This is a genomic window from Isorropodon fossajaponicum endosymbiont JTNG4 (assembly GCF_016592615.1).
Taxonomy (GTDB): domain Bacteria; phylum Pseudomonadota; class Gammaproteobacteria; order PS1; family Pseudothioglobaceae; genus Ruthia.
The window spans coordinates 1,435,101-1,447,997 of sequence record NZ_AP013043.1 but is presented as its reverse complement, the minus strand read 5'-3'; the positions used below and the strand labels follow the sequence as shown (position 1 = coordinate 1,447,997).

The 12,897-nt window shown below is 38.5% G+C and carries 10 protein-coding genes, 1 tRNA gene, 1 other RNA gene and 6 pseudogenes; 10 read left to right on the top strand and 8 right to left on the bottom strand.

The window, feature by feature from the left end:
• The first annotated feature begins 61 nt into the window (after window positions 1–61).
• The 7 genes and pseudogenes from CVFO_RS09295 to CVFO_RS08645 all read left to right on the top strand — a co-directional run bounded on the left by CVFO_RS09295 (window position 62) and on the right by CVFO_RS08645 (window position 3,071).
• Window positions 62–388 (top strand): YqhA family protein, encoded by a 327-nt coding sequence (locus CVFO_RS09295; RefSeq protein WP_342591020.1) that lies wholly within the window; start codon window positions 62–64, stop codon window positions 386–388.
• A 216-nt stretch (window positions 389–604) separates the two neighbouring features.
• Window positions 605–1,352: pseudogene (gene tpiA, locus CVFO_RS08665) on the top strand (triose-phosphate isomerase).
• 2 nt (window positions 1,353–1,354) lie between these two features.
• Entirely contained in the window at window positions 1,355–1,717 is a 363-nt protein-coding gene (gene secG / locus CVFO_RS08660) for a preprotein translocase subunit SecG (RefSeq protein ID WP_201339588.1), read from the top strand.
• Window positions 1,718–1,736: 19 nt separating this feature from the next.
• Window positions 1,737–1,822, top strand: a tRNA-Leu gene (locus CVFO_RS08655).
• A gap of 33 nt (window positions 1,823–1,855) precedes the next feature.
• Window positions 1,856–1,981, top strand: coding sequence for a hypothetical protein (locus CVFO_RS09195; RefSeq protein WP_281064403.1), 126 nt, complete (start codon window positions 1,856–1,858; stop codon window positions 1,979–1,981).
• A gap of 138 nt (window positions 1,982–2,119) precedes the next feature.
• On the top strand, window positions 2,120–2,407 hold the full coding sequence (locus tag CVFO_RS08650) for a hypothetical protein (protein ID WP_225879274.1): 288 nt from the start codon (window positions 2,120–2,122) through the stop codon (window positions 2,405–2,407).
• Between the two features lie 136 nt (window positions 2,408–2,543).
• On the top strand, window positions 2,544–3,071 hold the full coding sequence (locus CVFO_RS08645) for a substrate-binding domain-containing protein (RefSeq protein ID WP_342591019.1): 528 nt from the start codon (window positions 2,544–2,546) through the stop codon (window positions 3,069–3,071).
• Window positions 3,072–3,153: 82 nt separating this feature from the next.
• Here the strand turns inward: CVFO_RS08645 and CVFO_RS09590 are convergent.
• Window positions 3,154–4,163: pseudogene (locus tag CVFO_RS09590) on the bottom strand (IS30 family transposase).
• A 36-nt stretch (window positions 4,164–4,199) separates the two neighbouring features.
• Between CVFO_RS09590 and CVFO_RS08635 the strand changes: the two are divergent.
• A pseudogene (locus CVFO_RS08635) lies at window positions 4,200–4,475 on the top strand (substrate-binding domain-containing protein); the annotation flags it as partial.
• Window positions 4,465–4,770 (top strand): annotated as a pseudogene (locus CVFO_RS08980) (FAD-binding protein); the annotation flags it as partial. The pseudogenes CVFO_RS08635 and CVFO_RS08980, both read left to right, overlap by 11 nt.
• 122 nt (window positions 4,771–4,892) lie before the next feature.
• Here CVFO_RS08980 and CVFO_RS08630 read toward each other — a convergent pair.
• The 7 genes and pseudogenes from CVFO_RS08630 to lptE form a co-directional block, all read right to left on the bottom strand.
• Window positions 4,893–5,999 (bottom strand): annotated as a pseudogene (locus CVFO_RS08630) (IS3 family transposase).
• Between the two features lie 164 nt (window positions 6,000–6,163).
• A pseudogene (locus CVFO_RS08625) lies at window positions 6,164–6,323 on the bottom strand (transposase); the annotation flags it as partial.
• A 213-nt stretch (window positions 6,324–6,536) separates the two neighbouring features.
• Window positions 6,537–6,884, bottom strand: a transfer-messenger RNA (tmRNA) gene (ssrA, locus tag CVFO_RS08620).
• 23 nt (window positions 6,885–6,907) lie between these two features.
• Window positions 6,908–8,092, bottom strand: a complete 1,185-nt coding sequence (gene tyrS / locus CVFO_RS08615) for a tyrosine--tRNA ligase (RefSeq protein WP_201339584.1) — start codon at window positions 8,090–8,092, stop codon at window positions 6,908–6,910.
• A 6-nt stretch (window positions 8,093–8,098) separates the two neighbouring features.
• Window positions 8,099–9,358, bottom strand: coding sequence for a glutamate-5-semialdehyde dehydrogenase (locus tag CVFO_RS08610; protein ID WP_201339583.1), 1,260 nt, complete (start codon window positions 9,356–9,358; stop codon window positions 8,099–8,101).
• Complete coding sequence (gene holA, locus CVFO_RS08605) at window positions 9,346–10,365, bottom strand: DNA polymerase III subunit delta (protein WP_201339582.1); 1,020 nt, start codon at window positions 10,363–10,365, stop codon at window positions 9,346–9,348. Before holA ends, CVFO_RS08610 begins: the two co-directional genes overlap by 13 nt.
• On the bottom strand, window positions 10,355–10,810 hold the full coding sequence (gene lptE / locus CVFO_RS08600; protein WP_201339581.1) for an LPS assembly lipoprotein LptE: 456 nt from the start codon (window positions 10,808–10,810) through the stop codon (window positions 10,355–10,357). The genes holA and lptE overlap by 11 nt, the downstream gene beginning before the upstream one ends.
• Window positions 10,811–10,960: 150 nt before the next feature.
• Here lptE and ftsH point away from each other — a divergent pair, with 150 nt between their 5' ends.
• Window positions 10,961–12,883, top strand: a complete 1,923-nt coding sequence (gene ftsH, locus CVFO_RS08595) for an ATP-dependent zinc metalloprotease FtsH (protein WP_201339580.1) — start codon at window positions 10,961–10,963, stop codon at window positions 12,881–12,883.
• The last annotated feature ends 14 nt before the right edge of the window (window positions 12,884–12,897 follow it).

Below are 12,897 nucleotides of genomic sequence, written 5' to 3'. Positions count from 1 at the left end.
TCATATTATGCACGTGAGGTTAATCAATGAGTGGTTTAGAAAAGTATTTTGAAAAATTATTGTGGAGTTCTCGCCACATGGTTTTGGCGGCTGTTATTTCGTCGTTACTATTGTCATTATTACTATTCGTATCACTGCAGTTGATGTGGCTGCTTTATCGGTGCACGCTTTTGATTATATTTCAGCCACAACAGAGGCTAGAAAGGTATTAAAGATTGGATTGGTTGCGCATACGGTAGGTTCAATTGATGGATTTTTGCTAGCAACTATTTTATTAATTTTTTCATTGGGTCTGTATGAGCTTTTTATTAGTGACATTGATGAGGCTAAAGAAAGCGGTCAGTCATCTAAAGTTTTGGTGATTAACTCATTGGATGATTTGAAATAAGGTAATACTCATGATTTTAGTGGTGACCTTTTTTGAGGTGTCTTTGTCTATGTCATTTAATTCGGCATTAGATTTGATGTATTTTTCTTTGGGTATTTTAATGGTTTCTTTGGCCTTATATTTTGGCTCGAAATCTTTGCACTAACACCCTGATAGAATTGATTTTTACAACCAAATAGCGTAACATCGTTTCTTTTTTTTAAAAGATAATTAATTATGCGTCAAGTCATCATAGCAGGCAACTGGAAAATGAATGCCTCAAAAGAAGCAACTAATACATTGGTCATGGGTATTCTTTCAGGCATGGCAGATGTTAAATCCAAGGTCATCCGTTTGTGTGCCTTCCCCTTATATGTCACAGGTTGAAGCATTGGTTGTACATTCACAACTTAATTTAGGTGCGCAGAGTTTAAATGTCAACACATCGGGTGCTTTTACAGGTGAAGTCAGTGCTGATATGATTAAAGATTTTGGTGCACAGTACGTTATTGTAGGCCATTCAGAGCGTAGAAGCCTTTATGGTGAAACTGATGAGATTGTTGCACAAAAAGTACAAGCTGCATTGGATAATAATTTAACCCCACTTTTTTGTATCGGCGAATTGTTAGAAGACAGAGAATCTGGCAATACACAAACAGTCGTTTCAAAACAAATTCAAGCGGTGATTGAGCAGGTTGGCATTGATGCATTTAAAAATATTATTGTGGCTTATGAGCCTGTTTGGGCGATTGGCACAGGCGTTACTGCAACGCCGCAGCAAGCACAGGATACACATGCCTTTATTCGCTCAATGTTAGCCGAGCACGACGCTAATATTGCACAAACCACCCCAATTCTTTATGGTGGTAGCATGAACCCTAGTAACGCAGCTGAACTGCTTGATTGTGAAGATATTGATGGCGGTCTAATTGGGGGTGCTTCACTTAAAGCGCAAGATTTTTTACAAATTTGTAAAGCAGGTTAATGATGTCGTTTCAACTTATTTTAATTATTCATATACTGTTGGCATTAGGTTTAATTGCCTTAATTTTAATGCAACATGGCAAGGGTGCTGATGCAGGCGCTGCTTTTGGTGCAGGTGCTTCTGGGTCGGTTTTTGGCGCACGAGGTGCAAATTCATTTCTTTACAAGCTAACTGCTAGTTTGGCTTTTGGCTTTTTTCTAACCAGTTTGACGTTGGCTTATTTAGCAACCAATGACAGTAGTGTTAATAACGAACCAACAAGTATTATGGAGCAAGTTACAACAGGTGAGGTAGTTCCATCTGACGTGCCTATGATTGTTACACCTATTTCAACTGGGTCAGATATTAGCGATATTCCAAATTAGCAACATTCCAACCTTATATGCCGATGTGGCGGAATTGGTAGACGCGTTACCTTGAGGGGGTAGTAAGCTACGCTTGTGCCGGTTCGACTCCGGCCATCGGCACCACTTTTGATAGCCTTATTTCAAGGTTTGTATAGGATGTCATATGATGATCAAACTTCAATCAGTTGTGGTGTGATTGATTATATGGGTGGAGACTCACCAACATTTGAAGACATTAAAAACAATGATAGAGTTTTTGCCAAAGTAAGCTTTCTTTTTTAAGATGCTGATTGGCCGCTAGGTATTTTTATGAAAAAAGTCAACTGGTTATTATTTTTTCTATTCATAACACCCAATGTATCCTTTGCATTTTGGAGTGGTAACAATTGGGCGCCAAATTACAACAGTCCTTATTGGGGAGTGCCAATACGTGCGAATCATTACAACACTGCAAAAAATCCAAGTGCCTGGCTAAATGGCGCAAAATCTCGAGCTCAAAATAGGGTTAAGCCCAGTAATTGGCTAATACAAACTGATTTTTCTTCTACCTTGAAAGAAAATAAAGCATCGAGACCTAATTTTATGATTGATAACAATGCTGGACAATACCAAAGAAATTTTTTTGGGGTAGCGCGCACAACTTACAATAAGCAAGGTCGCACGTTGTCTCCTGCAGCAGTTTCTACCTTAAGGGTTGATACTCAATAAGGCTGAGGTAACATCTATTTCTGATTAGTAGAAACAAATGCGCAACGCTAAGTGAGAATTATTTTTCACTCTGTCATAATTCTGTCATATTCATTGATTAAACTGGCGACATTTTTAACAAGATGGGGTAATAATCATGAAAAATAAAGTTCAATATGTGACGGCTGCCTTTGGCTCAGTTGTAATAATGACAGTTTCTACGTCCACCATGTCTGTTGTGAGGGGCTACATTGATGTGGTGGGCTCGTCAACAGTTTATCCTTTTGCAACAGTTGTTGCTGAAACCTATGGTAAAAAAACAAGGAGCAAAGCGCTAAAGATTGAATCAACAGGTTCAGGAGGTGGTATGAAACTTTTTTGTTCGGGTAGGGGTATTAATACACTAGATATTACCAACGCCTCACGTCGGATAAAATATAGCGAGTTTAAAAAATACCAAAAAAACGGGGTTAAAGACATTGTTGAAGTGAAAATTGGCTACGATGGTATTGCCATTGCAAACTCAAAACAAGCCCCTGTTTTTGACTTAACTCGTCGAGATTTGTTTTTAGCATTGACAAAACAAGTGCCAAGTGGTAACAAGGGTGTGTTGATTGATAATCCTTATCTGAATTGGAGCGATATTAATGCCAAACTGCCTAATCACCAAGCCCGCAGACTATAACAACACTGCAAATTATGCGGCTGGTTAAAATAAAGATAAATAAAGATAACAGCTTGAATTCAACTTGCAAATGCAACACTAGTTAGTATTTTTCAGTTAAAACTCTATGCATCATATCCTGTGGTGTTTTAAAGTCAAATCTTTTTCTAGGTCTAGTGTTGAGCAACCAAGCAATTTCATCCAAATCTTTCTGGCTACAAGGAGATAAATCTACTCCCTTTGGCAAGTATTGACGGATTAAACCGTTAGTATTCTCATTAGACCCCCTTTTTGCCATGGTGCATGTGGATCAGCAAAGTAAACATCAATCTTTAAATTATCAGATAAGATAGAGTGTTGTGCCATTTCAGAGCCTCTGTCATAGGTCATAGACAGGCGTAAGAATTCAGGTATCGCTTTCATTTTTTGTTCAAACCCTTGACGTACATCAAAAGCTGACTTACTTTTCATTTTATTCAGTATTAAATAACCAGTTTTTCTTTCAACCAAGGTGCCGACACAAGGTTTGTTTTGAGAGCCTGTAATTAAATCACCTTCCCAATGTCCTGCAATCATTCTTTCATTAATGTCTTTGGGTCGGTGGCAAATAAGTTGATCCTCTTTTGGCTTTATAGTACTGTAGCTGCCACTCTTTGAACCTCGTACGCCTCGTTTAGATTTACTTCGTCGTAATGAATGAATCATGAGTTTTTTTAAGCTCACCTTTGGGGAGAGTGTAAATGTATCCGTAAATTGTTTCATGACTAATTTGCATATCTTTTTGACTTGGATAGTAGTGCTTTAATGCACCAGATATTTGTTCAGGTGACCATTGTTTGTGAACCAGCCACTCTTTGATTTGATTATACAATTAAAGTGTCTGGTGTTAGTTTTTGTGGCTTTATACAGAGTTGACGCTTGTCTTGATAACGTTTGGCTGCAGTGGTGGCACAATAATTGTTTATTGTATTAGATAGATTACGTTTTATCTCTCTAGATATGGTTGAGGGTGAACGATTGAGTAAATAGCTGATAACGGATAGACCTTCCTTGGTTGTACTCAATCATAATGAATGCCCGTTCTTCAGGGCTTAGGTGTTGGTAGTTGTTCATAGCCACATTCCCCATGGAATGTGTTGCATTTGCAAGTTGAATTCAAGTGGTGCCTATGTTGAAGCAGGAGAAAATGACAATCTTATTGTTGCAAAATTGGTTGCCAATCCTAAAGCATTGGGCATATTCAGCTTTAGTTTTTTAGATCAAGACGCTATTATTGACGGTGTTAAGGTTAATTTTGATGCCATTTCTGATGGATCTTATCCTGTGTCTAGGTCGTTATATTTTTATGTTAAGAAAAGTCATGCTGGTAGAGTGCCAGGCATTAGAGCGTTTATTGCTGAATTTATAAGCGAAGATTCATGGGGAAAAGCACGTATTTGATTTAGCATTAATCGCACCACAAAATTGAAAAAAGCACAAAATTATTGTGATTGGCATAGGGCTTGCAGGTAGTTCATTATCTGCAACACTGAGTGAAGCTGGCTAAAAGGTAAGCTCATTTTGTTTTCAAGATTTTGCTAGGCGGGCGCATTCTATTGCTGCTCAAGGCGGGATTAATGCCACTAAAAATTATCAAAATGATGGCGATAGCGTGCGGCGTTTGTTTTATGACACCATAAAAGGCGGGGATTTTAGAGTAAGAGAGCCTAATGTTTATCAAACAAGTCACACATAGGTGTCTTACTTAGCATCTCTTGCTAAAGCTTGTAGTAGTTGATTGCCAGTTTCATCACCTGCTTGTTCTAGTACTGGTTGCAATGCTCTAACCTACTTGGACACATTTCAAGCCGCTTTTTTCAATTCAGCCATCTTTTGAGCAGGTGTTAAATACCCAATCGCTGAATGAATCCTTTTGTAATTATACAAGTAGATATAACCCTCTACATTTTGCACGACTTCACTATGATTTGCAAAACTTTGATAATTTAATCTCTCAGTCTTCAGACTTCTAAAGAAACGCTCCATGACCGCATTATCCCAACAATTACCTCGCCTGCTCATGCTTTGAGTAATGTTGTTCTTGTTGCAATAATCAATAAAAACTTTAGAAGAGTATTGAGTCCCTTGATCAGAGTGAAACATGTGTTTATTTGTATTGGGCTGGTGTCTAGACACAGCATTACTAAGCGCATCCTTTGCCAACTGAGCATTAGGCTGTTTTGACAATGCCCAACCAACAACTTGTCTTGAGCCTAAATCCAACACACTGGCTAAATAACTCCCACCTTGATAGGTTTTGATATAGGTAATATCACCAACCCAATGCGTATTAATTGATTGCTGCTCAAACACACGATTTAATAGGTTTTTTGCCTTTTTAAACATCAATCTAGTATTAGGGTAATAATGACGCTTTCTTGGGCGTATGGCAACTACATTGGCTTTTTTCATTAGCGTTGCAGTTTGGTAAATACCAATGTTATAACCTTGGTTATTCAAAACTACTCGCATTCTGCGTTTGCCATAGGTGTATCCAACTTCAATAGCAGTTTGTTTGATTAATTTAATCATAGCGTTGGTGTTGTTGTTTACTCGCTTATCTTTGACTTGATAGTAATAACTACTGTGAGGAAGTTTGAGTAATGCTCATAATTCTTTAGTATTGTATTGTTGGCAAGCCTTGTTTATCTTGATAATCATATCACTTGGTGATTGTCCACAGCGAACAAGGCTGTTGCCTTTTTTAAGATTTCATTGTCCCTTTGTGCGCGCCAAAGTTGTTTCTCAAGCAGTTGTATTGTTTGTTGTTCAGAAGTCAGCGCTTTGCCTGACTCTGGTGTTTGTCCACCAAGCTCTGCTAGGTATTGTTTTCTCCATCTGCTAACTGCTGAGGAGCAAGCTCCTGATATTATCATGATTTTTTTTATTGGTGTAATTCTCATGCACCATGAGTTTGGCATAATCTAGTGTTCCCCCCTCAAGGGGGTATTGAACAGAATGTTCAACGGTAAAAGTCACTCGTTGTTTTCTTGATTTATATTGTGTCATTACTGACCTCCTTATGGTTTGTATTATAAGGCTATCTTTGTGTCCAATAAAATTAGACTATTGCAATCACGGGTACCTATGCCTTTGGCATATAGGCTTAATATCTGACTATCAAAAGCACCCAATCGGCGTTTGACCTTTTTCAATAATTAAAGGTTCAAAGCTACCTCTGCGGTCTCTTGGGATAGCAAGTTCAACTTCACCATGATTGCCTTTGACGGTTTTAGGGTCTGTAAGCATTGATAGTTCTCGTTAAATTAGTTAAGTGGTATATATTTTTACAGAGATACTAGTATATATTCAAATATATGCCAATGAATATACCACTTAATCTAATATTTGTAAAGACGGCCTAGGATTGTATAATTCAATTATTACTTATATAGCAGTATTTTAGGCGATAAAAAAGCCCGTATAAAACGGGCTAATATTATGAATTGGTGGAGATGGCGGGAATTGAACCCGCGTCCGAAAACTTTCAAACAAGAAGTCTACATGCTTAGCTTGGTCTATTTTAGTTAGCCGCCCTACCACCCGACCATCAGGGATGTAAGTAGCGATTTCCAACAAGTTTTAACCGAATTACGTGGAAAAAATAATCCTAGCGAGTCCGTGAGCGACCGTCATCCTAAAAGTACAGACACCCTCTAAGTGACGGCTAGCTATGCAGCTAGAGCGTAGTTGTTTTCGTTTGCAACTATCTTTTTAAAGCGTATTTTACGAGTTGTCTTTATCCTCGGCATGCGTCCTTGAAATCCAACTCCTCGTCGAGGCCATGTCATCCCCAGGATGGGTATTATAACACTTTTTTATTGAATTGTCACTCTTGCGAATTTGCGTTTGCCTACTTGATAAACGTTTGTACCAACCTCTGGTTCAAGGTTTTTGTTTGTGATTTTTTCGCCATTGATTTTAGCGCCACCTTGTTTAATCATTTGATAGGCGTTTGAGGTGCTAGGACAAAGTCCAGCATCTTTGAGTAAATTAGCAATTTTTATGCCAGCTTTAAAGCTGAATTCATCCATGTCATCAGGCATTTGATTTTTACTAAAGCGATCAATAAAATTTTGCTGCGCTTGTTTGGCGGCATCAATATTATGAAAGCGGGTGATGATCTCATCAGCTAGGATAAATTTAATATCTCTTGGGTTTTTACCCTGAGCCATTGCTTGTTTTAAATCAGCAATCGTCTCTAAACTTTGGAAACTTAGTAGCTCAAAATAACGCCACATTAACTCATCAGAAATTGACATAATTTTACCAAACATCTCATCAGGTGCATCATCAATACCGATGTAGTTGTCTAAGGATTTTGACATTTTTTGCACGCCGTCCAAGCCTTCTAAAATCGGCATGGTGAGGATAACTTGTTGCCCTTGTCCTGCTTGTTTTTGTAGTTCTCTGCCCACTAATAAGTTAAATTTTTGATCCGTACCACCGATTTCTACATCGCTTTTTAATTCAACAGAATCATTGCCTTGAACCAAAGGGTATAAAAATTCGTGGGTAGAGATAGCTTGCCCTGATTTGTAGCGTTTGGAAAAATCATCGCGTTCTAACATTCTAGCGACCGTTTGTTTACTGGCGAGTTGGATAAATTCCATTGATGTCATTTTATCCATCCACTGCGAGTTAAACACGACTGTGGTTTTGTCTTTATCTAAGATCTTGAATACTTGTTTGGTGTAGCTTTTGGCGTTTTCTTGAATTTGTTCCCGTGAGAGTGGCGGACGGGTTTTACTCTTGCCTGTTGGGTCGCCAATCATGGCAGTGAAATCGCCAATTAAAAACAATATTTCATGCCCAAAATCTTGTAATTGCTTGAGTTTACTGATTAAAATTGTGTGCCCTAAATGTAAATCAGGCGTGGTTGGATCAAAACCTGCTTTGATGCGTAGTGGCTTGTCTTTTTTAAGTTTTTTCTTGAGTTCATCAAGTGGCAATATCTCATCAGCGCCACGCGCAAAAATAGCCAGTGCTTGTTCTATGTCCATATTTTTTTATTGTCTGATGTGTCCGTCACCTAGGACGATAAATTTTTGTGAGGTTAATCCTTCCAAGCCAACAGGGCCACGCACGTGGAATTTGTCAGTGCTGATGCCGATTTCTGCGCCTAGGCCATATTCAAAGCCATCGGCAAAGCCAGTGGAGGCATTAATCATGACTGAGGCAGAGTCTACTTCGGTAATAAAACGGCGTGAACGAGTGTAGTTTTCACTTACGATTGATTCAGTATGACCTGAACCATGCTTATCAATATGTTTAATGGCCTCACTCATTGAATTGACAATACGAATGGATAAAATTGCATCTAAATATTCTGTATTCCAGTCTTTTTCAGTGGCTGCAATGATTTTATTTGACAGCTTTATAGTCTCTTCACAACCGCGTAATTCCACTCCTTTTGCCAAGTATTGCGCAATCAGTTCGGGCAATATTCTGCCTACTGCCGAGCTGTGAATTAGCAAAGTTTCAGTAGCATTACACACACCATAACGGCGCGTTTTGGCATTAAAGGCAATGCTGATGGCTTTTTGTGTGTCGGCATCTTTATCAATGTAAGTGTGGCAAATGCCATCTAAATGTTTGATAACAGACACTTTGGCACTGTTATTGATGGCTTCAACCAAGCCTTTACCGCCTCTAGGAATAATAGCATCAACATAATCACTTGCTTTGACCAACTCAATAACAGCTTCACGATCTTGAGTGTCAATGAGTTGTACGCAATTTTCATTAAGGCCTGCTTGTGTTATGCCTTGTTTGACACAGGTATAAAGCGCATGATTGGAGTGAATAGCTTCTGACCCACCACGTAGAATAACACTATTGCCTGATTTCAAGCAAAGTGCCGCAGCATCAATAGTGACATTAGGACGGGATTCATAAATAATCCCCAACACACCGAGTGGTACGCGCATCTTACCCACTTGAATACCACTTGGCTGGTATTTTAAATCTGTAATTTCACCAATAGGGTCTGGCAGGTTGACAATTTGATTCAGACTTTTAATAATGCCATTAAGACGCTCATTATTAAGCATAAGCCTATCAAGTAGCGTCATTTCCAGCCCTTTATCTTTGCCATTGGTAAGGTCTTGCTTGTTAGCTTTAAGTATGTTTGCTCTGTTTTGGTCAATTTGACTAGCAATATTGATTAGTGCGCTATTTTTAGCTACCGTTGTAGCACTGCGCAATGTTTTTGCGGCATTTTTTGCATTTTCACCCAGTGTGGTGATTAAATTTTTTATTGAGTCCATTGTGTTTTCCCAGCCAAACTTAGTAATAATGTGTGTAATTCATCAATGACATTAAGACTATCCATACCTTTAATTGAGCGGTCAATACGCCCTAGTGATAATAATAATTTTTGTAAACGCTGATAAGGGTGACGTTTTAATACACTAGTAATAACGGGTTTTCTTTTGTTCCAAACTCGATGATTTTGCAAGACTGTATTAATGTCTTTCACCTGTCTAAGTTCAACTGACATTTCGATGACTGATTTAATTTCTCGATACAAGGAACTACTCAGTTGAATTGGCATAGCCGTATCAGAGACTAAGGTTTGATAAATTTTATTAACCTGATTACTATTGCCAAATAAAGCGGCATCAATCAGGCCATAAACGGTGTATTTAGATTGCTGATTGGCTTGTTCAAGATATTCTTGTGTGTTGATTTTGCCATTTGGATAGGCTATTTTTAGTTTTTGAATTTCTTGCATAGAAGCGGTCAAATTGCCTTCTGTGCAAAAAGCAATACTTTGTGCAATTTCTGTATTAGCTTCAAGCCCTAATTCTGCCATGTGATTTGCAATCCAGCCAACCAAATGATTACTTTGCACTTCAAAATGTTGGACAACACTGCCAAATTGTTCTAGTGTTTTAAACCATTTGCTCTTTTGCTGTGCCATGTCCAGTTTGCCAGTGGAAACAATCAATAAAATATCATTAGGCAGGGTACTGGCAATTTCAGCCAATGCCTTGGCGCCTTTAATGCCGATTTTCCCTGTTTCTAACCGGCATTTAATAATGCGTTTTGGTGAAAAAAGCGAGGCAGCTGAGATTTCTCCAAAGATTTGATTCCAATCAAAATTAGCATCAATTTCAAAGCTTACTTTTTCGTCAAATCCAGCTTGTTTTGCTGTTTTGTTTATTTGCGTTAGACTTTGCTCAATGAGTAATATTTCGGCACCAAAAACAAAATAAATAGCATTAAGTTTATTGGCTAATTGAGTGTTGAGTTGCTGCGGTTTAATTTTCATTAAGTTTGGATAATTTTCTTAACAGCTGCCTGATTATTAAATGGCGCAATTGCTGGTAACCCTCTTCAATTTGTAGTCTATCTGCTTGGGATACGTCCATCTTACTCAGGTATGTATTAGCACTGAATGTTTGGGATAGTAATAGTTTGTTGTGCTGATTGAAGACCTTAATAGGCACGCTTAGACTTAGTGTGTAGCTACTAGCTTCATTACTTGAAGTATTGTATGAAGCCGTGCGTTGATTTTGATTTTCAGCACCCACCTGAACGGCTAGAGTTTTAGGTATGTTTTGATTAAAGCGCTTTTGCAATTCATCAGCAAAGGCATTATGACGGCTACTGGTAATAGAGGCGTTTATTGCTGAGTTTTTATACGACGCATGAAACCCACAAGAACTAAGGAGTGTTATGATGATAGTAGCGACTAATAAGTTGATTTTTGACATGATTCAAAAGTATCTATTTAATTAAATTAAGAATTATGACAGAATTTTAATTTATTTGTAGATAAACCTTGAAAAAACGCCATCAGACCATATATAGGTGCACAATAGGGTATAGTTATCCTCTTATTTTTTTTCAATATTTTTTACATTATGTTTAAAAATTTGTTACTTTGGTTGGTTTTAGGCAGTATCCTTACTTCGATTTTTAGTCAGTTCCAAGTGGGCGATCAAAAAAACGACATTACTTATTCTCAGTTTATTCAAAGCGTCAAGCAAGGCGATGTATCCCAAGTAACGATTGCTGGTAGCAATATTACTGGTGTGGGTGCTGGCGGTGAGCAATTTTCAACTTATAGCCCAGGTGATTTAGGTCTGATGGGCGATTTATTGAACAACGGCGTTAATGTGGTTGCTAAACCGCCTGAAAAAGACGGATTTTTCAAGCAATTAATCATTTCTTTAGCGCCAATTTTATTATTAATTGGTGTTGTTCTTTACACCATGAAGGGTGTTGGTGGTGCAATGGGCGGAAAAAATCCAATGAGTTTTGGTAAATCTAAAGCACGCCTGATTACTAAGGATGAATCTGACACTACTTTTGATGATGTGGCAGGTGTTGATGAGGCTAAAGACGATGTGAGTGAATTGGTGGATTTTTTATCTAATCCCGGCAAGTTTACTAAAGTAGGTGGAAAAATCCCCAAAGGGGTGCTTTTAATAGGTCCTCCAGGTACGGGAAAAACTTTGTTAGCCAAAGCAATTGCGGGCGAAGCCGACGTGCCGTTTTTCTTTATCTCAGGCTCTGATTTTGTAGAAATGTTTGTCGGTGTTGGTGCATCACGTGTACGTGATATGTTTGAACAAGCAAAGAAAAATGCACCCTGCATTATTTTTATTGATGAAATTGACGCTGTTGGTCGCCAACGTGGTGCTGGTATGGGTGGTGGTCATGATGAGCGTGAGCAAACACTAAACCAAATGTTGGTTGAAATGGATGGCTTTGAAGGCTCAGAAGGTGTTATTGTCATTGCTGCAACCAACAGACCAGACGTATTAGATCCCGCTCTACTTAGACCAGGTCGTTTTGATCGTCAAGTAATGGTAGGCTTGCCTGATATTAATGGTCGTGATGCAATTTTAAAAATCCACATGCGTAAATTACCCATTGCAAAAAATGTTAAATCAATCAATATTGCTAAAGGCACACCGGGGTTTTCTGGTGCAGACCTTGCCAATTTAACTAATGAGGCTGCGTTAATTGCAGCAGGTAAGGACAAAAAATTGGTTGGCATGCAAGAGTTTGAAAAAGCCAAAGATAAAATTATGATGGGTTCTGAGCGTAAATCTATGGCCATGGATGAAGCCGAAAAAGAAATGACTGCCTATCATGAGGCAGGTCACGCCATTGTAGGTCGGTTAGTGCCTGAGCATGACCCTGTGTATAAAGTAAGCATCATTCCAAGAGGTAGAGCATTAGGTGTGACGATGTTCTTGCCAGAAAAAGACAGTTATAGTATTTCTAAACGCAAGTTAAATTCTCAAGTGGCCTCACTTTTTGGTGGGCGTATTGCAGAAGAGTTAATTTACGGTGCAGACAGCGTCACCACTGGTGCAAGTAATGATATTGAGCGTGCAACAGAAATTGCACACAAAATGGTAAAACAATGGGGTATGTCTGAGACGCTAGGACCTTTAGCGTATGGTGAAGAAGAGGGTGAAGTGTTTTTAGGCCGACAAGTCACCAAGCACAAGCACATTTCAGAAGATACCTTTAAAACCATTGACGTTGAAATTCGTAAAATTATTGACAGCAACTACCAAATGGCTTCAAAAATTCTAAAAGATAATAAAGACATCTTAATTGAAATGAGCAAGGCCTTGATGGAGTTTGAAACCATTGATAAAGAGCAAATTGCTGATTTGATGAACAGAAAACCAATACGTGAATCAGCCGTGATTGTTGATTCTGATGTTGCCTCTACCGAGTTGGGTTCGGGCATTGAGCTGGATAACGGTAATAAAGATTCTGATGAAAAGCCATTAAGTGGAAGTTCTACCGAGCAAGTCGCTTAGTTTTTCTTTTCTTG

Bases quoted from the DNA above. Each gene is read 5' to 3' on its own strand.
- secG (WP_201339588.1), top strand. From the start codon at position 1,355: ATGTCGTTTCAACTTATTTTAATTATTCATATACTGTTGGCATTAGGT.
- CVFO_RS09195 (WP_281064403.1), top strand. From the start codon at position 1,856: ATGTCATATGATGATCAAACTTCAATCAGTTGTGGTGTGATTGATTAT.
- CVFO_RS08645 (WP_342591019.1), top strand. From the start codon at position 2,544: ATGAAAAATAAAGTTCAATATGTGACGGCTGCCTTTGGCTCAGTTGTA.
- tyrS (WP_201339584.1), bottom strand. From the start codon at position 8,092: ATGGACATAGAACAAGCACTGGCTATTTTTGCGCGTGGCGCTGATGAG.
- CVFO_RS08610 (WP_201339583.1), bottom strand. From the start codon at position 9,358: ATGGACTCAATAAAAAATTTAATCACCACACTGGGTGAAAATGCAAAA.
- holA (WP_201339582.1), bottom strand. From the start codon at position 10,365: ATGAAAATTAAACCGCAGCAACTCAACACTCAATTAGCCAATAAACTT.
- lptE (WP_201339581.1), bottom strand. From the start codon at position 10,810: ATGTCAAAAATCAACTTATTAGTCGCTACTATCATCATAACACTCCTT.
- ftsH (WP_201339580.1), top strand. From the start codon at position 10,961: ATGTTTAAAAATTTGTTACTTTGGTTGGTTTTAGGCAGTATCCTTACT.